The 21,395-nt window shown below is 71.1% G+C and carries 21 protein-coding genes; 10 read left to right on the forward strand and 11 right to left on the reverse strand.

Features of this window, described 5'->3' with window-relative positions:
• Positions 1-171 precede the first annotated feature (171 nt).
• A complete protein-coding gene (locus tag QRN49_RS03425) occupies positions 172-1,068 on the reverse strand; it encodes a hypothetical protein (protein WP_284753953.1) in 897 nt (298 codons plus the stop codon).
• Between the two features lie 83 nt (positions 1,069-1,151).
• Positions 1,152-2,141 (reverse strand): class II fructose-bisphosphatase, encoded by a 990-nt coding sequence (glpX, locus tag QRN49_RS03430; RefSeq protein ID WP_017886722.1) that lies wholly within the window; start codon positions 2,139-2,141, stop codon positions 1,152-1,154.
• Between the two features lie 159 nt (positions 2,142-2,300).
• Between glpX and fbaA the strand changes: the two genes are divergently transcribed.
• On the forward strand, positions 2,301-3,329 hold the full coding sequence (fbaA, locus tag QRN49_RS03435; RefSeq protein WP_017886723.1) for a class II fructose-bisphosphate aldolase: 1,029 nt from the start codon (positions 2,301-2,303) through the stop codon (positions 3,327-3,329).
• A gap of 105 nt (positions 3,330-3,434) precedes the next feature.
• Positions 3,435-4,694, forward strand: coding sequence for a M18 family aminopeptidase (locus QRN49_RS03440; RefSeq protein WP_284753954.1), 1,260 nt, complete (start codon positions 3,435-3,437; stop codon positions 4,692-4,694).
• Positions 4,695-5,088: 394 nt separating this feature from the next.
• Here QRN49_RS03440 and QRN49_RS03445 read toward each other — a convergent pair whose 3' ends face one another.
• Both QRN49_RS03445 and QRN49_RS03450 read right to left on the reverse strand, forming a co-directional pair.
• Positions 5,089-5,835 carry a DUF6264 family protein gene (locus QRN49_RS03445; protein WP_284753955.1) on the reverse strand — a complete coding sequence of 249 codons (747 nt, stop codon included), beginning with the start codon at positions 5,833-5,835 and terminating at the stop codon, positions 5,089-5,091.
• Positions 5,832-6,896 carry a 4-hydroxy-3-methylbut-2-enyl diphosphate reductase gene (locus QRN49_RS03450; protein WP_081827167.1) on the reverse strand — a complete coding sequence of 355 codons (1,065 nt, stop codon included), beginning with the start codon at positions 6,894-6,896 and terminating at the stop codon, positions 5,832-5,834. The genes QRN49_RS03445 and QRN49_RS03450 overlap by 4 nt, the downstream gene beginning before the upstream one ends.
• Before the next feature lie 126 nt (positions 6,897-7,022).
• Here QRN49_RS03450 and xseA point away from each other — a divergent pair, with 126 nt between their 5' ends.
• The 5 genes from xseA (at position 7,023) to QRN49_RS03475 (ending at position 11,382) form a co-directional block, all read left to right on the forward strand.
• Complete coding sequence (gene xseA / locus QRN49_RS03455; protein WP_111055645.1) at positions 7,023-8,258, forward strand: exodeoxyribonuclease VII large subunit; 1,236 nt, start codon at positions 7,023-7,025, stop codon at positions 8,256-8,258.
• A 71-nt stretch (positions 8,259-8,329) separates the two neighbouring features.
• The gene (locus QRN49_RS03460; RefSeq protein WP_071405754.1) at positions 8,330-8,575 is read left to right on the forward strand and encodes an exodeoxyribonuclease VII small subunit; all 246 of its coding nucleotides are present in this window, start codon (positions 8,330-8,332) and stop codon (positions 8,573-8,575) included.
• A complete protein-coding gene (locus QRN49_RS03465) occupies positions 8,572-9,207 on the forward strand; it encodes a DUF4245 domain-containing protein (RefSeq protein WP_071405755.1) in 636 nt (211 codons plus the stop codon). The genes QRN49_RS03460 and QRN49_RS03465 overlap by 4 nt, the downstream gene beginning before the upstream one ends.
• A gap of 56 nt (positions 9,208-9,263) precedes the next feature.
• Positions 9,264-9,878: a carbonic anhydrase gene (locus QRN49_RS03470; RefSeq protein WP_027464510.1), complete on the forward strand. Its 615-nt coding sequence runs from the start codon at positions 9,264-9,266 to the stop codon at positions 9,876-9,878.
• Between the two features lie 100 nt (positions 9,879-9,978).
• Positions 9,979-11,382, forward strand: coding sequence for a class II fumarate hydratase (locus QRN49_RS03475; protein ID WP_194621525.1), 1,404 nt, complete (start codon positions 9,979-9,981; stop codon positions 11,380-11,382).
• A gap of 171 nt (positions 11,383-11,553) precedes the next feature.
• Here QRN49_RS03475 and phoH2 read toward each other — a convergent pair whose 3' ends face one another.
• The 3 genes from phoH2 to QRN49_RS03490 all read right to left on the reverse strand — a co-directional run bounded on the left by phoH2 (position 11,554) and on the right by QRN49_RS03490 (position 15,417).
• The gene (gene phoH2, locus QRN49_RS03480; RefSeq protein WP_175330838.1) at positions 11,554-12,915 is read right to left on the reverse strand and encodes an RNA 5'-3' helicase PhoH2; all 1,362 of its coding nucleotides are present in this window, start codon (positions 12,913-12,915) and stop codon (positions 11,554-11,556) included.
• Positions 12,916-13,436: 521 nt separating this feature from the next.
• The gene (locus QRN49_RS03485) at positions 13,437-14,546 is read right to left on the reverse strand and encodes an aminotransferase class V-fold PLP-dependent enzyme (protein WP_284753956.1); all 1,110 of its coding nucleotides are present in this window, start codon (positions 14,544-14,546) and stop codon (positions 13,437-13,439) included.
• Positions 14,547-14,631: 85 nt separating this feature from the next.
• Positions 14,632-15,417, reverse strand: a complete 786-nt coding sequence (locus tag QRN49_RS03490; RefSeq protein ID WP_027464506.1) for an isoprenyl transferase — start codon at positions 15,415-15,417, stop codon at positions 14,632-14,634.
• A gap of 96 nt (positions 15,418-15,513) precedes the next feature.
• On the opposite strand from QRN49_RS03490, the gene trhA reads away from it, so the two are divergent.
• Complete coding sequence (trhA, locus tag QRN49_RS03495) at positions 15,514-16,233, forward strand: PAQR family membrane homeostasis protein TrhA (RefSeq protein WP_245164562.1); 720 nt, start codon at positions 15,514-15,516, stop codon at positions 16,231-16,233.
• A gap of 183 nt (positions 16,234-16,416) precedes the next feature.
• Here the strand turns inward: trhA and QRN49_RS03500 are convergent, their stop codons facing one another.
• Positions 16,417-16,722 (reverse strand): hypothetical protein, encoded by a 306-nt coding sequence (locus QRN49_RS03500; RefSeq protein ID WP_194654674.1) that lies wholly within the window; start codon positions 16,720-16,722, stop codon positions 16,417-16,419.
• Positions 16,719-17,609, reverse strand: coding sequence for a mycothiol conjugate amidase Mca (gene mca, locus QRN49_RS03505; protein WP_027464504.1), 891 nt, complete (start codon positions 17,607-17,609; stop codon positions 16,719-16,721). Before mca ends, QRN49_RS03500 begins: the two co-directional genes overlap by 4 nt.
• A 19-nt stretch (positions 17,610-17,628) precedes the next feature.
• On the opposite strand from mca, the gene QRN49_RS03510 reads away from it, so the two are divergent.
• Together QRN49_RS03510 and greA are read left to right on the forward strand one after the other, a co-directional pair.
• Positions 17,629-18,120 carry a DUF4307 domain-containing protein gene (locus QRN49_RS03510; protein WP_051596498.1) on the forward strand — a complete coding sequence of 164 codons (492 nt, stop codon included), beginning with the start codon at positions 17,629-17,631 and terminating at the stop codon, positions 18,118-18,120.
• Between the two features lie 71 nt (positions 18,121-18,191).
• The gene (greA, locus tag QRN49_RS03515; RefSeq protein ID WP_017886739.1) at positions 18,192-18,680 is read left to right on the forward strand and encodes a transcription elongation factor GreA; all 489 of its coding nucleotides are present in this window, start codon (positions 18,192-18,194) and stop codon (positions 18,678-18,680) included.
• A gap of 132 nt (positions 18,681-18,812) precedes the next feature.
• Here greA and ilvA read toward each other — a convergent pair whose 3' ends face one another.
• Both ilvA and QRN49_RS03525 read right to left on the reverse strand, forming a co-directional pair.
• A complete protein-coding gene (gene ilvA, locus QRN49_RS03520; protein ID WP_071406124.1) occupies positions 18,813-20,072 on the reverse strand; it encodes a threonine ammonia-lyase in 1,260 nt (419 codons plus the stop codon).
• Positions 20,073-20,120: 48 nt separating this feature from the next.
• A complete protein-coding gene (locus QRN49_RS03525) occupies positions 20,121-21,380 on the reverse strand; it encodes an AI-2E family transporter (protein WP_284753957.1) in 1,260 nt (419 codons plus the stop codon).
• Positions 21,381-21,395 lie beyond the last annotated feature (15 nt).

Raw genomic sequence — 21,395 nt, forward strand, 5'->3', positions numbered from 1 at the left:
ACGGATCACCCTTGACCGGATCATCACCCTGATCGACAACGTCCCACCCCGACGGTCGCCCCATCATTCCTCCCCAGGTCCGATCTATCGCGCCGTTGTCCACAAGCGCGCGAGTGTGACCATATCAGGGGGCAGCGACGGGGACGAGTGCCGCCGACCGGGGTCCACCCGTCAGAGGGCCGCGCGGACCGACTCGAGATCCGGGAACCCGCGGAGCCGGTAGCGCGTCGGGCGGACCTCGAGTTGCTCGATCAACCCGGAGGCCAGCTCCCTCAAGCGACCGAACGGCACGGGCTGCGTCTGCCCGTCGAGGGTCACGAGCACGATCGTGTCGACCGCGGCGACGACGGTCTCGACGTCCTCGGTCCACGACGAGTACGAGAAGGCCGGGTCGTCCTCGGCGAGCCGGGCGACCGAGACCGCACCGACGTGGACGTCCTCGCCCCGCCGGTCGAACGACTCCTGCAGGGCGTCCTGCTGCAGGTTCGCGGCGGTCGCGGTCCAGAGCGCGCGGATCGTCCGGAGCTCGCCGTCGAGCGACGGGTGCTCGAACCGGACCCACCCGTCACCGCGCAGCACCATGGGCGGTCCGCTCAGGACCTCGCCCTCGTCGTCGGCCAGGATCTGCTGGGCGACACCGGCCGCGACCTGGAGCCCGTCCTCGTCCTGGTCGCCGGTGACGATGAACGTCGTCGGCGCAACCGGGAAGACCACTGCGCTGCCGCGGAACTCGATCCCCTGGAACGCCTGCGGTGCGAGCACGAGCACCACGGCGAGGTCGGGGTCCTGGATGACGATCGTGCCAGGCTGGATCACCGCGACGTCGCCTCCGGCCTGCTCCTGCGCGGCGGCGACGGCTGCGCGCAGGACGTCGTCGTCCGCCCAGCCCATCTCGGCGAGCGCCGGCGCGGTGAGGATCGCGCCGTCCTCGTCCGCCAGGATCACGCCGAGGTCAGGCGCCACCGGCACGACGTGCGGCAGCCGGTCGGCCGTGCCGTCCGCCTCCGCGTGCAGCGTGCGGATGCCCGCGGTGTCCAGTCCGACGATCCGTGCCGTTGTCGCAGTCATGCGTCGAGCCTACGCAAGGGCTCGTACAACGGGGCGCCGCCGGAAGACCGGCGACGCCCCGAAGCGGCAGACGATCGTCCGGCCTAGAACCACTTCTCCGCACGGTGGTCCGCCTGGATGCGGCGGATCGTGTTCGAGCGCGAGCGGAGCACGAGCGAGTCGGTGTGGATGACGCCGCGCGAACGACGGACACCGTCGACCAGGACGCCGTCGGTGACGCCGGTGGCGACGAAGAACGTGTTGTCACCCGTGACCAGGTCGTCCTGGTCGAGGACCTTGTCCAGGTCGTGGCCGGCGGCGATGGCGCGCTCACGCTCCTCGTCGTCCTTCGGCTGGAGCTTGCCGAGGATCACGCCGCCGAGCGCCTTGATCGCGCACGCCGTGATGATGCCCTCGGGGGTGCCGCCGACACCGACGCACATGTCGATGGTCGAGCCGGGCAGCGCGGCGGCGATGCCACCGGCGACGTCACCGTCGAGCAGCAGTCGCGTGCCGGCACCGGTCGCGCGGATGGCGCGGATCAGCTCGTCGTGGCGCGGACGGTCGAGCACGGCGACGACCATGTCCTCGAGGTCCTTGCCCTTGGCCTTCGCCAGCGCGCGGATGTTGTCACCGATCGGCTTCTCGAGGTCCAGGACACCGCGACCCTCGGGGCCGGCGGCGATCTTGTCCATGTAGAAGACGGCGGAGGGGTCGTACATCGAGCCACGGTCCGAGACGGCCATGACGGAGATGGCGTTCTGGCGGCCAGCGGCGGTGAGCGAGGTGCCGTCGATCGGGTCGACCGCGATGTCGCAGGCCGGGCCGTGACCGTTGCCGACGTGCTCGCCGTTGTAGAGCATCGGGGCGTTGTCCTTCTCGCCCTCACCGATGACGACGACGCCGTCGAAGTTCACCGTGCCGAGGAACTTGCGCATCGCGTCGACCGCGGCGCCGTCGGCGAGGTTCTTCTCACCACGCCCGACCCACGGCTGCGCACGGATCGCGGCGGCCTCCGTCGCACGCACGAGCTCGAGCGCGAGGTTGCGGTCGGGCTGGAGGAACAGGGAGCCGGTCTCAGTCGTGGGAGTCACGACCCGAGCCTACCGACCGGCGGCCGACCGACGGTCCGGACACCGGGCCCGTGCACGCATGTGCACGCCGGACGTGAGCCGACCGCGTAACCCGGACCGTGCCTCCAGTCCGGCTGACTACGATCGGCGGGGACATCACCGAAGTCGAAGGAGATCCACGTGCCCATCGCAACGCCGGAACAGTACGCCGAGATGATCGAACGCGCGAAGGCGGGCAAGTTCGCGTACCCCGCGGTCAACGTCTCCTCCTCGCAGACCATCAACGCGGTCCTCCAGGGCCTGCAGGAGGCCGGTTCCGACGGCATCCTCCAGGTCACGACGGGCGGTGCCGACTACTTCGCCGGCCACACCATCAAGAACCGCGCAGCTGGTGCCCTCGCGATGGCGAAGTTCGCCCACGAGGTCGCCAAGAACTACGACATCACGGTCGCGCTGCACACCGACCACTGCCCGAAGGACGCCCTCGACGGCTTCGTCCTGCCGCTCATCGCGGCGAGCGAGGAAGAGGTCCGGCAGGGTCGCAACCCGATCTTCCAGTCGCACATGTGGGACGGTTCGGCCGTGCCGCTCGACGAGAACATCGAGATCGCGAAGACCATGATCGAGAAGACGCGGAACATCAACGCGATCCTCGAGGTCGAGATCGGCGTCGTCGGCGGCGAAGAGGACGGCGTCCAGCACGAGGGCACGAACGACGCGCTCTACACGACCCCGAACGACGTCGAAAAGGTCGTCGACGCGCTCGGCCTGGGCGACAAGGGTCGCTGGATCGCGGCGCTCACCTTCGGCAACGTGCACGGCGTCTACAAGCCGGGCAACGTCAAGCTCCGTCCCGAGCTCCTCGGCGAGATCCAGGCGTCCGTCGCGGCGAAGCACGGCACCGGCGAGAACCCCCTCGACCTCGTCTTCCACGGCGGCTCCGGCTCGACCGACGACGAGATCCACGAGGCAGTCCGCAACGGCGTCATCAAGATGAACATCGACACGGACACCCAGTACGCGTTCACCCGCTCGATCGCGGACTCGATGTTCCGCAACTACGAGGGTGTCCTGAAGATCGACGGCGAGGTCGGCAACAAGAAGCAGTACGACCCCCGCGCCTGGGGCAAGGTCGCCGAGACCGCCATGGCGGCTCGCGTCGTCGAGGCCGCGAAGGTCCTCGGCTCGGCAGGCCACGCCAAGGGCTGAGCAGGTCCGTCCGGTCGGGTCCACCGGCCTGGAGGAACGGGGTGCGTCCGACGGACGCGCCCCGTTCTGCGTCGGGTCGCCCCCACCCCGTGCCACGATGGGCGGGTGACCGTCGACGCCATCGCCTCCGAGTTCGCCCAGTTCGTCACCGAGTCGCCCACCGCGTTCCACGCGGCGGCGGCGACCCGTGACCGTCTCGTCGCGGCCGGGTTCACCGAGCTGTCCGAGCTCGACGCCTGGCCGACCGAACCCGGTGCGTACGTGGTCGTCCGCGACGGCGCCGTGATCGCGTGGCGCCTGCCCGACGGTGCCGTCCCGACGACGCCGTTCCGGATCCTCGGCGCCCACACCGACTCCCCCGGCTTCCGCGTGAAGCCGAACCCCGGCGTGCGCACCTGGGGCTGGGAGCAGCTCAACGTCGAGGTCTACGGCGGCGCGCTCCTGTCGACCTGGTTCGACCGTGACCTGCGGATCGCCGGCCGGGTCGTCGACGCCGACGGCAGCGTGCGGCTCGTCAGCACCGATGCCGTCGCCCGCATCCCCAACCTGGCCATCCACCTCGACCGCGGGGTGAACGACGGCAAGGAGATCGACCGCCAGCGCCACACCCTGCCGATCGTCGGGGTCGACGGCGACGCCGGTGGGACCTCCGTCGTGGAGTGGCTGCTCGCCCGGCTCGGCGAGGGTGCCGTGTCGTGGGACCTGTTCCTCGCGGACACCCAGGCGCCGGCCCGGATCGGCATCGAGCGGGAGTTCCTGGCGTCCGGCCGGATGGACAACCTGACGAGCGTGCACGCCGGACTCCGGGGCATCGTCGACGCTCCGACCGACGGTGACCACATACCGGTGTTCGCGGCGTTCGACCACGAGGAGATCGGGTCGTCGACGCCGTCCGGTGCCGGGGGTCCATTCCTCGAGGACGTCCTCGGCCGTGTGCAGGAAGGACTCGGCGCCACCCGCTCCGAAGCCGCCCGGGCGTTCCGTGCATCGTGGCTGCTGTCGAGCGACGCCGGGCACCTGGTGCACCCGAACCAGCCGGAGAAGCACGACCCGACGAACCGCCCGCGCCCCGGGGCCGGACCGCTGCTGAAGATCAGCGCGAACCAGCGCTACATGACCGAGGCGAAGGGCGAGGCCGTCTGGGCCGCCGCCTGCGAAACCGCCGGTGTGCCGTGGCAGCCGTTCGTCAACGTGAACACGATCCCCGGCGGCTCGACCATCGGCCCGATCGCGGCGACCCGGCTCGGGATCCCGACGATCGACATCGGCGTCGGGCTGCTGTCGATGCACTCGATCCGGGAGCTCGTGCACGTCGATGACCTGGCTGCCCTGCACGGAGCGGTCGCGGCGTTCCTGGCCGGCTGACCTCCGGCTGCTGGCTGGGGTGGTCGCGACTCCCCGCACGCGCAGGGCCGAGGGGTCGCGAACTGTCGGTTGCGCCGGTGCCGGACGACACTTCGTGACCACTCGACGGCGGGCCCGCGGCGTGTTGCGACCAATCGGCGGTGGCTGCTGCGCTCGCCCGGGAGGCTGACGACGCTCGCCAGAGGGGCACCGGCACCGCGACCGGCCGACGGACGGGCTGCCGAGAGGTCACGACTCCCCGTACGCGCAGGGCCGAGGGGTCGCGAACTGTCAGTTGCGCCGGTGCCGGACGTCACTTCGTGACCACTCGACGGCGGGGCCGCGGCGTGTTGCGACCACTCGGCGCATGGATGTCGGCGCCGCGCGGAGACCGGCGCCGCGACCAGCCCGGCGGTCAGGCGCCGGACTGTCGCAGCATGAAGTCGACGAAGGCCTGGTCCTGCATGACCACGACGACGAACGCGATCGTGCTGATCGCCGTGGCGACGACCGCGCCGACCAGCGGCACCCAGAACGTCCGCTTCCGTGCGCGGAGCCGACGGATGGACCACCAGGCGACCAGGGCGAAGACGACGACGTTGGTGATCGCGGCGATGGCGGCCGCCGTGCTCAGGGCGCTCGGGTCGTTCAGCGCCGTGTACTGGGTCTCGAGGGTGCGCCGCACGGTGGAGGCGACCTCGCCCACGGACAGGGACTGCACCACGGAGACCAGCCCGAAGGCGAGCAGCCCGACGGTGAGCACGAAGTCGGCCGGTGTGCGACCGAACCGGCTGCCGGCCATCGACCGCTGCGCCCCGGCAGGGACTGCACCGGAGCGAGCGTCCGCACCGGCGCGGTCGCCGCGGACGCCGTCGCTCGGAGCAGCGTCGCGCACGCCGGTGGCGGGGGCCTGGTCCTGCCGCTCCCGTGCCTGGCGCTCCCGCTCCTGGCGTTCCTGCTCGACGAGGACCGGGTTCACCCAACCCTCTGGCGCGTACTCGCCGTACCCGGGGGCGGGACGGCCCTGGGGCCGGCCGTTCGCGGGGCCGGCGGCCGACGTCGCGGACGCACCCCGAGCCTCCTGACCGGTACCAGCGCCGGCGTCGCCGTGGTTCGCCGGGTCGCGACGCGGGACCGAGGACCAGCCGTCCGAGCCGCTCATGCCCGACGCCCGCCGAGCGCGCGCGTCGGGTTGCCCGACGCGTCGGTGCGGAGCTCCTTGGGGAGCGAGAACATCAGGTCCTCGTGTGCGGTGACGACCTCTTCGACGGCGGCGTAGCCGGCGTCGGCGAGCTGTTCGAGCACCTCGGCCACGAGTTCTTCCGGCACGGATGCACCGCTGGTCACGCCGACCGTCTCGACACCGTCGAGCCACTCCTGCTGGATCTCCTCCGCGTAGTCGACGCGGTGGGCGGCGCGGGCACCGTGCTCGAGCGCGACCTCGACCAGGCGGACGCTGTTCGACGAGTTCGCCGAGCCGACCACGATCACCAGGTCGGCACCGGGCGCGACCTTCTTGATCGCGACCTGGCGGTTCTGGGTGGCGTAGCAGATGTCGTCCGACGGGGGGTCCTGGATGGCCGGGAACTTCTCGCGCAGCAGCCGCACGGTCTCCATCGTCTCGTCGACGCTGAGCGTGGTCTGCGACAGCCAGACGAGGTTGTCCGGGTCGGGCACCGACAGCGCGGCGACGTCGTCGGGGCCGTTCACGAGGATCGTGCGGTCCGGGGCGTGCCCCATCGTGCCCTCGACCTCTTCGTGGCCGGCGTGGCCGATCAGGATGATGGTCCGCTCGGCCTTGGCGAACCGGGTGGCCTCGCGGTGGACCTTGGTGACGAGGGGGCAGGTGGCGTCGATGGCGTGCAGGTCGCGCTCGGCGGCACCCGCGACGACGGCCGGCGACACACCGTGCGCGCTGAAGACGACGTGCGAACCACGGGGCACCTCGGCCACGTCGTCGACGAAGACGGCACCGCGCTGCTCGAGCGTCGACACCACGTGCACGTTGTGGACGATCTGCTTGCGGACGTAGACGGGCTCGCCGTACTGCTCCAACGCCTTCTCGACCGCGACGACCGCACGGTCCACCCCGGCGCAGTAACCACGGGGGGCCGCGAGCAGCACCTTCTTGGGGCCGGCGACCGGTTCGTCACGCAGTCGACCCCGTGCCGCGTGCACACGCGGCGGGGCGAGCGGGACCGTGTGGCCGTTGGTGATCGTCACGTCCCCGATGATAGGTGAGCGGCACGCACGCGACCTGGGCGCGCGGAGTGCCTGTGGAGAACACGACGTCCGTCGCCTGTCACCGGTCTCGGGCACGATGGACGTCCCAGCAGGACGAGGAGCGACATGGCGATCGAACAGGGCCCGCCGACGGCCGACAACCCGTGGCCGGTGGCGCTCCTCGGCGCGAAGCTCCGCGACTGGATCGACCGACTCGGCACCGCGTGGGTCGAGGGCGAGATCACGCAGTGGAACGTCGCCGGCGGCAACGTGTACGGCAAGCTCAAGGACGTCGAGGTCGACGCCACCGTGTCGTTCTCCATCTGGTCGAGCGTGCGCTCCCGGGTGCCTGCGGACATCAAGCAGGGCGACCGGGTCGTCGCCGCCCTCAAGCCGAACTACTGGGTCAAGGGCGGCTCGCTGACGATGCAGGTCGTCGAGATGAAGCACGTCGGGCTCGGTGACCTGCTCGAACGCCTCGAGCGCCTCCGCCGCACCCTCGCCGAGGAAGGGCTGTTCGACCCGTCCCGGAAGCAGCGTCTGCCGTTCCTGCCGCACCGCATCGGCCTCATCACCGGCAAGGACTCGGACGCCGAGAAGGACGTCAAGCGGAACGCGCAGCTGCGGTGGCCCCAGGTGGAGTTCCGCACCGTGCACACCGCGGTGCAGGGCGAACGGACCGTGGGCGAGGTCACGGCGGCGATCCTCGAGCTCGACGCCGACCCCGAGGTCGACGTCATCATCATCGCGCGCGGCGGCGGCGACTTCCAGAACCTGCTCGGCTTCAGCGACGAAGGACTCGTCCGTGCGGCGGCCGCGGCGTCGACCCCGATCGTCTCGGCGATTGGGCACGAGGCCGACCGCCCGATCCTCGACGAGGTCGCCGACCTGCGCGCCTCGACCCCGACGGACGCCGCCAAGCGGGTCGTGCCCGACGTCGCCGAGGAGCTCGCCAACGTCCGGGCGGCCCGCGCCCGGCTCGGGCTCCGGCTCTCGCACACGCTGTCGGTCGAGGCCGACCGGCTCGCCGCGCTGCGGTCGCGCCCGGCCCTGGCGTCGACCGCGTGGCTCGTCGACACCCGTGCGGAAGAGGTCGCCCGCGACCTGTCCCGCGCCCGCGAACTGCTCGACCGCCGGCTGGAGCGCGGGCACTCCGAGGTCGGGCACCTGACCGCCCGGCTCCGGGCACTCTCGCCGCGGGACACCCTGCGCCGCGGGTACGCCATCGTGCAGCGCGCCGACGGCGGTGTGGTCCGCGGCACCGACGACCTGTCCGGAGCGACGCCGGTGCACGTCACGCTCGGTGCCGGCACGGCCACGGGCACGCTCGAGCCGGACGGCCCCGGCCCGGACGGCTCCTGACCACCACGGGTGTTCTCCACAGCCTGGGTCCGGGCGACGGATCGTCGGTGGACGCTCGGTAGGATCGACCCGTGCCATCCCAGCAGGAACCCGAGCAGACCGACGTCCAGTCGCTGAGCTACGAAGCGGCCCGCGACGAACTCGTGCGCGTCGTGAGCGAGCTCGAACAGGGCTCCGCGACCCTCGAGCGTTCGCTGGCGCTCTGGGAGCGGGGCGAAGCCCTCGCCGCCCGGTGCGAAGAGTGGCTCGTCGGCGCCCGCGCACGGCTCGACGCTGCCCGTGCGGCCAGCGACGCCCAGGACGGCGCCGGCCGATGACCGACGCCAACGGCCGCCCGATCGTCGCCGAGCTCGGTCGCCCCGAGACGGCAGAGGAGACCTGGGCCCGCAAGGACGCCGCCCGGACCGCCCGCCGACAGCACCAGACCGCGTTCAACCTGGTCATCGCGCTCATCGCCTCGCTCGGCATCGTGCTGTTCCTGGTGGCGGTCGTCGTCCGGCCCGACACCACGGTGGACCGCACCGTCGACTACCAGCAGATCGCGGCGAAGGCGAACGTCGACGACGTCACCCTGGTGGCGCCGCCGCTGCCCGACGGCTACAGCGCCAACCGCGCGGACTTCGCCAGCAAGACCACCGACGGCGTGGACGTCTGGACCGTCGGCTTCGTGACGCCGGACAAGCAGTACCTCGGTCTGCAGCAGGGCATCGACGCCAACGCCTCGTGGGTGTCGAACCAGCTCGACCAGCGGCCGTCCACCGGTGACCGCACGATCGGTGACACGGAGTGGACCGTCTACGACCGCCGCGCCGAGGGCACCGATGCCGGCAACCACGCGTACTCGCTCGTCTCGACGTTCGGCAAGAACACGATCGTGCTCTCCGGCACCGCCGACGACAAGGCGTTCCGGACCGTCGCGACCGCCGTCTCCCGAGAACTGACCGAGTAGACGACGGGCACCGCCCCGCCAGTCACCACCCCGTCCCACCCGAACCGAGGAGCCCCATGCCCGACCGCGCCGCCTCCACCCCGTCCGACGCCCTGCGCCTGCTGGTCGACGGCAACGCCCGCTTCGCCGCCGACAAGCGCCGGATGGGCCGCGTGGACCCGGACCGCCGCACCGAGCTCGAAGGATCGCAGTCGCCGTTCGCGACCGTCCTCGGCTGCTCGGACTCGCGGGTGCCGTTCGAGCACGTCTTCGACGCCGGCATCGGTGACCTGTTCGCCATCCGCAACGCCGGCCAGATCGTCGACGACGTCGTGCTCGGCTCGATCGAGTTCGCGGTCGTCGCCCTGGGCACGCCCCTGGTCGTCGTGCTCCGGCACACCCGGTGCGGTGCCGTCGCGGCAGCGCGCTCCGGTGAGCCCGTCCCCGCCCCGCACCTGCAGGCCCTCGTCGACGCGATCGCCCCGAGCGTCGAGAAGGTCCGACTCACCGACGCCGAGCTCCCGCAGGAAGCCGTCGGCGCCGCACACCTCGAAGCCACCCTCCGCCAGGTGATCGAGCGCTCCGGCGCGGTCTCCGACGCCGTGGCCGAGGGTAGATTGGCCGTCGTCGGGGCGACGTACGACCTCGCCACCGGAGAAGTCACCATCGACACCGTCGTCGGCCAGGTCTGACCGACCCGACCCCGACGACGACCGCCCCGGCGACCCCGGGGCGCAGGCACGGGCCGGCGCGACCGCGACCGGCGAGCACCCCAGGAAGGACCACGACGACGTGACCGACACCACCCCGACCGAGTTCCGCATCGAGCACGACACCATGGGCGAGGTACGGGTGCCGAAGTCGGCGCTCTACCGTGCCCAGACCCAGCGCGCCGTCGAGAACTTCCCCATCTCGGGCACCGGGCTCGAGTCGGCGCAGATCGTGGCACTCGCACGGATCAAGCGTGCGGCGGCCATCGTGAACGGTGAACTCGGCATCGTCGAGCCCGCCGTCGCCGACGCCATCGCCGGCGCGGCCGACCTGATCATCGGCGGGCAGCACCACGACCAGTTCCCGGTCGACGTCTACCAGACCGGCAGCGGCACGTCGTCGAACATGAACATGAACGAGGTGCTCGCGACACTGGCGTCCGACATCGCGGGTTCTGCGGTGCACCCGAACGACCACGTCAACGCCTCGCAGTCGTCGAACGACGTCTTCCCCACCTCCGTGCACGTCGCCGTGACCGAGGCGCTCCTCCGCACCCTCGTGCCCGCACTCGAGCACCTCGCCGAGTCCCTCGAAGCGAAGGCCACGCTCTGGGCCGACGCCGTGAAGTCCGGCCGGACGCACCTGATGGACGCCACGCCCGTCACCCTCGGGCAGGAGTTCGGCGGCTACGCACGCCAGATCCGCCTGGGCGTCGAGCGTGTGCAGGCGACGCTCCCCCGCGTCGCCGAGGTCCCGCTCGGCGGCACCGCGGTCGGCACCGGCATCAACACCCCCAAGGGCTTCCCGCAGCGGGTCATCGCCCAGCTCGCGAGCGACACCGACCTGCCGATCACCGAGGCCGTCGACCACTTCGAGGCGCAGGGCGCGCGTGACGCCCTGGTCGAGGCCTCCGGTGCGCTCAAGGTGCTCGCCGTCAGCCTGACGAAGATCAACAACGACCTGCGCTGGATGGGCTCCGGTCCGAACACCGGCCTGGGCGAGCTGCACATCCCCGACCTGCAGCCCGGCTCCTCGATCATGCCGGGCAAGGTGAACCCGGTGATCCCCGAGGCCACCCTGATGGTCGGCGCCCGGGTCATCGGCAACGACGCCACCATCGCCTGGGCCGGTGCCTCGGGTGCGTTCGAGCTCAACGTCGCCATCCCGGTGATGGGCACGGCGTTGCTCGAGTCGATCCGCCTGCTGGCGAACAGCTCGCGGGTGCTCGCGGACAAGACCATCGACGGGCTGCAGGCGAACCTCGAGCGTGCCCGCGCCTTCGCGGAGTCCTCGCCGTCGATCGTCACCCCGCTCAACCGGGTCATCGGCTACGAGGCAGCGGCCAAGGTCGCGAAGTACGCCGTCGCCGAGGGCATCACCGTGCGCGAAGCCGTCGTGGCCCTCGGCCACGTCGAGCGCGGCGAGGTCACCGAGGCGCAGCTCGACGAGGCGCTCGACGTCCTCAGCATGACCCACCCGAAGTAGCGCGACGCTCCTGACGCACCCCCAGGACGGACGGGAGGCCCGGTGCCAGCTGGCACCGGGCCTCCCGTCCGTCCGATGGCGGCTCTGCCCGCCTCACGCGCTGAGCGACAGGTCACGCGTCCGGAAGTGCGTGACCTGTCGGTCAGCGCGAAAACCCGACAGCGCCTGCCGCTACACCAGATCCGGCGAGTCCAGCAGGTCGGTGACCAGGGCCGCGATCGCGGAGCGCTCGGACCGCGTCAGCGTGACGTGCGCGAAGAGCGGGTGCCCCTTGAGCCGCTCGATGACCGACGCGATCCCGTCGTGCCGGCCGACCCGCAGGTTGTCGCGCTGCGCGACGTCGTGGGTGAGCACGACCCGTGAGTTCTGACCGATGCGGGAGAGCATCGTGAGCAGCACGTTCCGTTCGAGCGATTGGGCCTCGTCGACGATCACGAAGGCGTCGTGCAGGGAGCGGCCGCGGATGTGGGTCAGGGGCAGCACCTCGATCAGGCCTCGCTCGACCACCTCGTCGAGGACGTTGTCCGACACCACCGAACCGAGGGTGTCGTAGACGGCCTGCGCCCACGGGTTCATCTTCTCGCCGGCGTCGCCGGGAAGGAAGCCGAGGTCCTGCCCGCCCACGGCGTACAGCGGCCGGAACACCATGATCTTCTTGTGCTGCTGCCGTTCGAGCACGGCTTCGAGTCCGGCGCACAGGGCGAGCGCCGACTTGCCCGTTCCGGCGCTGCCGCCGAGCGAGACGATGCCGATCTCGGAGTCGAGCAGCGCGTCGATGGCGAGCCGCTGCTCGGCCGAGCGCCCGCGGAGGCCGAAGACCTCACGGTCGCCGCGCACCAGTGCGACGGCGCCGGCGACGTGCACGCGGCCGAGGGCCGATCCACGTTCGGAGTGGATGACGACGCCGGTGTTCACCGGGACGCCGTCGAGCTTCGAGGACCGGATCTCCTCCTTCTCGTACAGGTCGGACATCTGCTCGCCGGACACCTGCAGGTCGGCGATGCCGGTGTAGCCCGAGTCGACCGCGAGTTCGGCGCGGTACTCCTCCGCCGCCATGCCGATCGAGGACGCCTTGACCCGGAGCGGCAGGTCCTTCGACACGACCACGACGTCGAGCCCGTCGTTCTTCAGGTTCGACGCGACAGCGAGGATGCGGGAGTCGTTGTCGCCGAGCTGCAGGCCCGACGGCAGGACGGACTGGTTGGAGTGGTTCAGTTCGACGCGGAACGAGCCGCCGTCGCCGATCGCGATCGGGAAGTCGAGCCGCTCGTGCTCGATGCGCAGTTCGTCGAGCAGCCGGAGGGCCTGCCGGGCGAAGTACCCGATCTCCGGGTCGTTGCGCTTCGCCTCGAGTTCGCTGACGACCACCACGGGCAGGACCACGGCGTGCTCGGCGAAGCGGAACAAGGCCCGCGGATCGCTGAGGAGCACCGATGTGTCGAGCACGTACGTGCGCTGGGCGACCGATGTGGACGAGTCCGCGGTGTGCTGCTGCTGTGCTCCGCGAGAGACGTTCTGAGAGGTCACGACCACTCCATCCCCGGGCCGCGACGGGCCCGGTCCTGTCCTCGAACGCGGCCACGGAGCGGGTCCCGAAGCACCGACTGTGGCCGCTTCGATCGGGCGCGGTGCCCGATGGGGACAACGTACGTCCGGCCCCCGACACCCCGACAGCGACACGCGGTTTCCGGAGTTACGGTCGCGTGAACAACGCGAGCGCGGCTCGCGACGCCGCGCGCGGCGGCGACGCCGAGTGGTCACGAACCGTCGGCTGCGACGGCCCCGGCCGACGGGTGGTGACCACTCGGCGGACGTGAGCGGGGCGCCGTGACCGCTCGCGGACTCCGGACGGGAGGCCCGTGGCGGCCTGGCACCGCGCCTCCAGGCCGTCCGGTGGTCGCGACTCGTCGCGCGCGCAACGCCGAGTGGTCACGGACCGTCGGCTGCGACGGCGCCAGCCGACCGGTGGTGACCACTCGGCGGACGTGAGCGGGGTGTCCTGACCGCTCACGGGACGCGGACGGGAGGCAGCAAGCGCAGCAGCCGCGCCGCTGCTACTGCATGGTGGCGTACGAGACGCAGGCGTCGCGGAACATGTCCAGGGTCTCGTCGGTGGTCGACGGGAACACGGACACCCGCGCGACGCCGAGCCGCGTGGTCGCGGTGACGCCGTGGTTGTGCATCGCGGCGGACAGGGCCGTCACGCGACCCTGCGTCGGCCGGAGCACCACGATGCCGGCGCGCTCGGCCGGGTCGCGGCTGGACTCGACCTCGAGCCCGAACTCGTCGGCGATGGCGAACACACGCTCGACGCGGTCGGTGACCCGCTCCTGCACGGCGGCGACGCCGACCGCGGTGAGACGCTCGAGCGACACCGCGAGCCGGGCCTGCGCGACCGGGTCGATGCGGGACATCTGGAAGCCGGCGGCCCCCGGACGCACTGCGGGGACCTCGGTGGGCCAGCCGGACGTGCCGTGCGGGCCGGACAGCGCCGGACGGATCCGGTTCAGGGCGCGGTCGCTGAACGCCACGAAGCCGGTGCCCCACCCGGCGTGCAGCCACTTCTGCCCGCCGGTGGCGACGACGTCGGCGATCTCGTACGGGGCGTCGACGACGCCGAAGCCCTGGATCGCGTCGACGATGAGCAGGCGGTCGCCGATGACCTCGCGGATGGCGGCGAGGTCGGTCAGGTAGCCGGTGCGCCAGTCGACCAGGGACACCGCGACGGCGGTCACCTCGTCGGTCAGGCGCTCACGGATCAGCTCGGGCGTCACCCAGCCGGCACCCGACTCGATGACGACGGGCTGTACCCGTCCGCCGGTGGCCGAGGCTGCGCTGGCCAGCGCGAGCGGCAGCGACGGGTACTCGTCGGCGGACACGAGCACGCCACCGGTCAGACCGAAGGCGGTGTGCAGCAGGCCAGGGGTCGTCGCGGCCTGCGAGACGACCTGGTCCTCGCGGCGGCCGACCAGGCGGGCGGCGACGGTGCGGACGCGGGCGTCCTGCTCGTCGAGGGTCTCCATGGCGCCGAAGCGCATGTGTGCCTGGATGGTGCCGAGCACACGCTGCTCCTCGAGCACGGCGGTCTGCACGGGGCCGAACGCAGCGTGGTCGAGGTAACCGGGGTCTTCGGAGAAGCCGGCGGCGTACTCGTCGATGTTCACAGGTGGTGCACCTTTCACAGGGTTGAACCCTGAGAGCCTACTGGGACGCGGCTCCGCCGACGAACCCGGTGCGGGAGGTGGCTGCTCAGCCGCCGAACCGACGCGACCGGAGTCCGAAGTCGCGGACCGCCCGGAGGAAGTCGACCTCGCGCAGGTCCGGGTAGAACGCCTCGACGAAGTAGAACTCGCTGTGCGCGCTCTGCCACAGCATGAAGTCGGACAGCCGCTGCTCGCCCGAGGTCCGGATCACCAGGTCGGGGTCGGGCTGGCCCTGCGTGTACAGGTGGTCGCCGATGAGCTCCGGCGTCAGGACCTCGGCCAGGGTGTCGATGGTGCCGCCACCCGCGCCGTGCGCCTGCACGATGCTGCGCATGGCGTCCGCGATCTCACGACGGCCGCCGTACCCGACGGCCAGGTTGACGTGGAGGCCGGTGCGGCCGGCGGTGCGCTGCTCGGCCTGTTCGAGCGCGGTCACCAGGTTCTCCGGCAGCCCCTCGTTCGACCCGACGTGCTGCACGCGCCAGTCACGGTTGTCGGCCAGGACCCCGGCGAGGTCGGCGATGATGCCGACGAGTTCCTCGAGCTCCTCGCCGCCGCGACCAGTCAGGTTGTCGGCGGACAGCAGGTACAGCGTCACGACCTCGATGCCGAGGTCGTCGCACCACGTCAGGAACTCCGGGATCTTCGCGGCGCCGGCGCGGTGGCCGTGCGCGGCGGACTCGAGCCCGAGCTGCTTCGCCCAGCGGCGGTTGCCGTCCACGATCATGGCGACGTGCTTGGGCTTCGCTGCACCCTCGAGCTGGCGGCGGATCCGGCGCTGGTAGGCGCGGTAGAGGATCCCTCGCCCTGTCCATCCCGCCGTCCCGGTCACGCACCGAGCGTAGTGCACCACCGACACCGGATCCCTGAGGCTCCCGCTCTGCGGACACGTGGCTGTCGTTCGGGGTCAGGCCCTATGGTCGGGACCATGCAGGACGAGCACGAGACCGGAACACTCCCCCACGTCCCGTTCACGGAAGAGGCGTCGGCGAACACGACCACGACCGCCGCCGAACCCCGTCCGGCCTGGCGCGGCTGGATCCACCTCGGTGCGTTCCCGTTCGCGATCGCGATGGGGGTCGTCCTGATCGCCCTCGCCGACAGCACCGCCGCGAAGGTCGGCAGCGCCGTGTTCATGGCGACGTCGCTCGCGATGTTCGGCGTCTCGGCGACCTACCACCGGTTCCCGTGGGGGCCGAAGGTGAAGGCCGTGCTGAAGCGCATCGACCACACCAACATCCTGCTGCTCATCGCCGGCACCTACACGCCCGTCGCGATCTGCGCCCTGCCGCACACCCTGATGGTCGTCGTGCTCTGGGTGATGTGGTCGGGCGCGGCGCTCGGCATCGCGTTCCGGGTGCTCTGGATCAACGCGCCCCGCTGGCTGTACGTCCCGATCTACCTGGTGCTCGGGTGCGCTGCCCTCGGGCTGCTGCCGCAGTTCTTCGCGGCGAGCGTGCCGATGACCGTGCTCATCCTGTCCGGCGGCGTCGCGTACATCATCGGCGCGCTGGTCTACGGCTTCAAGCGGCCGAACCCGGTGCCGACGCAGTTCGGGTTCCACGAGGTGTTCCACGCCCTGACCGTGGTGGCCTTCGGTGCGCAGTGGGTCGGTGTGCTCATCGTCGCGCTGGACCCGGTGCGCTGACCGTCGCACGTTCCTTCCCAGAACACGTGCGATACCTGGTGGTTCCGGGCGTACTCACCAGGAAGTTCCGACCAGGTACGCCCGGTTCGACCAGGTACGCCCGGTTTCGGTAGGCGCGCGCACAAGGCGGACTGGAGGCCCGTGGCGATGCCGCCACGGGCCTCCCGTCCCTACCCGGTCGCGTCAGCCGCGCTCGGTGTCGTCGCCGACGTCTGCCCGGCCGTCCTCGGCCGCCCGCCGCTCCGGCTCGTCCGTCGCGGTGCCGTCACCCGCGGCGCCGTTCGCCTCGGCCTCGAGCCGCTCACGCACCTCGGCGCGGTAACGGGTCCGACGGATGCGTCGGGTCATGTCCACCACGAGCAGGATCGTCACGATCGCGACGAGTGCGATCGCGATGAACCCGACGACACCCGGGGTGACGTCGACGTCGGGGACGACCGAGGGGCTGGGGCTGGGGGTGGCGGCGAGTGCCGCCGCGATGGTGCTCACGAGGTCGGTTCCTTGTCGGCTGGGATCCCGGCGAACAGGTCGGTCTCCGGGAGCTCGGTCGGCACGCGTGCCTCCACGAGCTGGTAGTCCTCGGTCGGCCACACCGTCGCGAGGAGGTCGTTCGGCCAGTAGAAGAAGGCGCTGTCCGGTGCGACCTGGCTGGCGTGCGCGCGGAGTGCGGCGTCACGCTGGTCGAAGTACTCGTGCACGTCGACGTGGGTGGTGGCGAGGTCGGGCCGGTCGGCGAACCGCTCGACCCACTCGCGCAGCTGCTCGATCGCGGGGCTGTCCGGGTCGCGCTCCTGCAGGGCTTCGAAGATCGTGCTGAAGCGGCGCGGGTTCATCGTGCGCTCGTAGTAGAGCTTCGCGATCGACCACGGGGCACCGGCGGACGGGTACGCCGACGGGTCGGCGGCGGCGGACCACGCGGCCATCGAGACCTCGTGCGTGCGGATGTGGTCGGGGTGCGGGTAGCCGCCGTTCTCGTCGTAGGTGACGAGCACGTGCGGGCGGAACCGGCGGATAACGCGGACGAGGGCCTCGGTGCTGTACTCGAGCGGCACCGTGGAGAACGTGCCCGGCCGGACCGTCTCGCCCTTCTCGGCGTCGGGCAGCCCCGAGTCGTGGTAGCCGAGCCACACGTGGTCGATGCCGAGCGCCTGCTGCGCCGCGGCCATCTCGGTGCGGCGGTACCCGGCCATGTCACGGTGGGCACGGCTCGTCGCCGGCTCACCGAGCTGGTCGTTCAGGATGTCGCCGGCCTCGCCACCGGTGCAGGACACGACGAGCACCTGGTGCCCGTCGGCCACGTACTTCGCGGCGGTCGCGGCACCCTTGCTCGACTCGTCGTCGGGGTGGGCGTGGACGGCCAGCAGACGGTAGGGCACGTGGGGTTCCTCACTGCGGGTGAGCGGCGTCGGACGCGGGCAGCGCACAGCATCGCGTGAACTACCCTGGGATCAGGATATCCACCCCGGGAGCCCCGAACTGTCCGAACAGACCCAGACCGCCACCCTCGACGAGCGCTACGGCCGCACCCCGGCGCGCAAGCGCCGCAGCCGCCTCTTCGCGATCGTCGCGGCCATCGCGGTCGTCGTGGTCTTCGGTGCGTGGGTGATCTGGGCCGGGCTCGACCAGTCCGACCGCGGCCTCGACCAGGACGTCATCGGGTACGAGGTGCTGTCCGAGCACAGCACCGTCGTCCACTCGCAGGTGTCCGTCGACCCGGGCGTCGAGGCGAAGTGCGCCGTGCAGGTCCTCGACAAGAGCTACTCGATCGTCGGCTGGAAGGAGATCACCGTCCCGGCGTCCGAACAGCGCAGCCGGAGCATCTCCACGCAGGTCACCACGACGACGCGGGGCGTGACCGGCTTGATCCACGACTGCTGGATTCCCTAGACTGTCCTGATTCGCCTCTCGAGACCGACCACTCGGCCGGTCTCGTTTTTTCATGGTCGAAGGGACAGAACATGAGCAACGACACGCAGGTCACCTGGCTGACCCAGGAGGCGCACGACCGTCTCAAGGCGGAGCTCGACGAGCTGAGCGGCGAGGGCCGTGCCGAGATCGCGCGCCGCATCGAGGCCGCTCGCGAAGAGGGCGACCTCAAGGAGAACGGCGGCTACCACGCCGCGAAGGACGAGCAGGGCAAGATCGAGGCCCGCATCCGCGTCCTCACCGAGCTCCTCAAGCACGCCACCGTCAGCGAAGCCGAGTTCGACGGCACCGTCGAGCCGGGCACCGTCGTCACGGCGGTCATCGCCGGCGACGAGTCCACCTTCCTGGTCGGCAGCCGCGAGATCGTCGCCGAGGGCTCCGACCTGACGGTCTACAGCCCGGTCAGCCCCGTCGGCGCGGCCATCGTCGGCCTCAAGGCCGGCGACAAGGCCACGTACACGGCGCCGAACGGCAAGGAGATCGCCGTCGAGGTCGTCAAGATCGAGCGCTACGAGCCGTAGACCCGGCCCACTGCAGACGGGAGGCCCGTGGCGACACCGCCACGGGCCTCCCGTCTGTCCACTGCTCGCGCCCAGGGCGCCCACCGCACGTCCGACAGTCCACGCGTCGAACGACTCGTGGATCGTCGCGGACTAGTGCTCCAGGAGTTCCGGGCGGAAGCCGACCTCGTGCAGGCGCTGGATGACCTCCTGCGCGTGCTCGGGGCCGCGCGCCTCGATCGACAGGTCCAGCGCGACCTCGTTGATGACCAGGCCCTGCCCGTGGCGGGTGTGCAGCACCTCGACCACGTTCGCGCCGGCGTCGGAGATGACCTGGGCGACGCGGGCGAGCTGACCCGGGCGGTCCGGGAGCATGATGCGGATGCCGATGTACCGCGAGGCCGCGACGAGCCCGCGGGTGATCACGCGCTCCATCATGAGCGGGTCGATGTTGCCGCCGCTCAGCAGCACCACGGTGCGGCCGGTGTCGCGGACGGCACCGGACATGATCGCGGCGACACCGACGGCCCCCGCTGCCTCGACCACGAGCTTGGCGCGCTCGAGCAGGACGAGCAGGGCGCGGGCGGTGTCGTCGTCCGAGACGGTGACGATGTCGTCGACCAGGTCGCGGATGATCGGGAAGTTCAGGTCGCCGGGGCGCGCCACCGCGATGCCGTCGGAGATGGTCGGCTTCGTGGTGATGGTGACGGGTTCGCCGGCGGTGATCGATGACGGGTAGGCAGCGGCGTTCTCCGCCTGCACACCGATGACCCGGATCGGCCGTCCGAGCCGTTCGGCCATGCCCTTCACGGCGAGCGCGATGCCGGAGATGACGCCGCCGCCACCGATCGGTACGACGACGGTGTCGACATCGGGCACCTGGTCGATGATCTCGAGGCCGAGCGTGCCCTGCCCGGCGATCACGGCCGGGTGGTCGAACGGCGGGATGAACACGGCGCCGGTGTGTGCGGCGAAGTCCTTGGCGGCGCTCAGCGCCTCTTCGACGGAGTGGCCGCGCAGCACGACGTCGGCGCCGTAGTGGCGCGTGGCCTGCAGCTTGGGCAGGGCGACCCCGACCGGCGTGAAGATCGTCGCGGGGATGCCGAGCTCGCGGGCGGCGAGGGCGACACCCTGCGCGTGGTTGCCGGCACTCGCGGCGACGACGCCCTTGGCGCGCTGCTCGGCGGACAGGGTCGAGAGTCGGTTGTAGGCACCGCGCACCTTGTAGGCACCCGTGCGCTGCAGGTTCTCGCACTTCAGGTGCACCGGCGACCCGAGCAGCTCGGCGAGGAACTGCGACGTCTCCATCGGGGTGACGCGTGCGACGCCCTTGATGGTCTCGCGCGCCGCCTCGATGTCCGCGAGGGTCGGGATCGCGGCGAGCGTGTGCGGGGAGGCGCTGGTGTCGGTCACTCCCCCATCATCGTCGTTCCGGGGCCCCGCGGCGAACTCGTGTGACGCTCAGTTGGTGCTGGCGGTGTCTTCTTCGGCCGAGGGACCGGAGTCGACGCCCGGCGCCGGGACGTCGTCGCCGACCTTGTGCCGACGGCGTCGGAGCAACTGGATCTGCCCGTGCTGCCCGCGCTTGGGCGTCGCTTCGAGGACGTGGTCGGAGTCGAGCCGTCGCCAGCGTCCGCTCGCGATGGTGGTGACCATGGCGTTCAACGTCGCGATCAGGGGCACGGCGAAGAAGGCTCCGGCAATGCCGGCGAGCCCGGAGGCCGCGGTGACCCCGAGGACGACCGCCAGCGGGTGGACCTTGACCGCGTTGCCCATGACGAGCGGCTGCAGGATGTGGCCCTCGATCTGCTGGACCAGCAGGACGACGCCGAGCACCAGGACCGCCGCGAGGGGACCGTTGAAGATCAGCGCGACGAACACCGCCAGGAAGCCCGTGACGATGGCACCGACGACCGGGATGAACGCGCCGAGGAACACGAACGCGGCGATCGGGATCACCAGCGGCATGCCGCCGAAGAAGAGCCCGACGATGAAGGAGCCCAGGCCGATGCCGACCGCGTCGACGAAGGCGACGAAGATCTGCACGCGGATGAAGCTCGTCAGGGTGATCCAGCCGGCGACACCGGCGCCGTCCACCGCTGCGCGGGCCTTCGTCGGGAACAGCCGCACGGACCAGCGCCAGACGTTCTTGCCGTCGATCAGCAGGAAGATCGTGGTGAACAGGATGATGAAGAGCGCTTCGAAGGCGTGCGTTGCACCCGAACCCGCGCTGGCGACCCCGGACAGGATCGACGCGGAGTTGTCCTGCAGCCACTTCGTGCCGTCGTCGAGCCAGCCGTTCACGTCGGACTGGCTGATGCCGAACCCGGAGCTCAGGACGAAGTCCTTGATGTTCGCGTACTGGTCGACCGTCCGGTCACGCAGGGACGGGTACGACGCGATGATCTGGTCGACGACGAGCCAGATCAGGCCACCGAGCGCCGCGATGCCGCCGAGCAGGCTCGTCACGACGGCGAGCCACTTCGGCACGTGGTGCCGCTGCAGCCAATTGGAGATCGGCACGAGGAGCGCCGAGACCACGATGCCGACCAGGAACGGGATGAGGATCTCGCTGAAGACCGTGACGAGCCAGATGAAGACGGCGATCACGCCGACGACGACGAGCGCCCGCCACGACCACGCGCCGGCGATGCGCACGCCGACCGGGACGGATTCCTCGACCACGGGGTCGGGGTGTGTCTGCTTGCTTCCCCATGCCATGGGCCCGAGTGTAGC

The sequence above is a fragment of the Curtobacterium sp. ME-Dv--P-122a genome (assembly GCF_030209645.1).
Lineage (GTDB): Bacteria > Actinomycetota > Actinomycetes > Actinomycetales > Microbacteriaceae > Curtobacterium > Curtobacterium flaccumfaciens.

Coding starts and splice junctions, on each gene's coding strand:
- QRN49_RS03425 (WP_284753953.1), bottom strand. CDS start 1,068: ATGACTGCGACAACGGCACGGATCGTCGGACTGGACACCGCGGGCATC.
- QRN49_RS03445 (WP_284753955.1), bottom strand. CDS start 5,835: ATGAGCGGCTCGGACGGCTGGTCCTCGGTCCCGCGTCGCGACCCGGCG.
- xseA (WP_111055645.1), top strand. CDS start 7,023: ATGGCGATCGAACAGGGCCCGCCGACGGCCGACAACCCGTGGCCGGTG.
- QRN49_RS03465 (WP_071405755.1), top strand. CDS start 8,572: ATGACCGACGCCAACGGCCGCCCGATCGTCGCCGAGCTCGGTCGCCCC.
- QRN49_RS03470 (WP_027464510.1), top strand. CDS start 9,264: ATGCCCGACCGCGCCGCCTCCACCCCGTCCGACGCCCTGCGCCTGCTG.
- trhA (WP_245164562.1), top strand. CDS start 15,514: ATGCAGGACGAGCACGAGACCGGAACACTCCCCCACGTCCCGTTCACG.
- greA (WP_017886739.1), top strand. CDS start 18,192: ATGAGCAACGACACGCAGGTCACCTGGCTGACCCAGGAGGCGCACGAC.
- QRN49_RS03525 (WP_284753957.1), bottom strand. CDS start 21,380: ATGGCATGGGGAAGCAAGCAGACACACCCCGACCCCGTGGTCGAGGAA.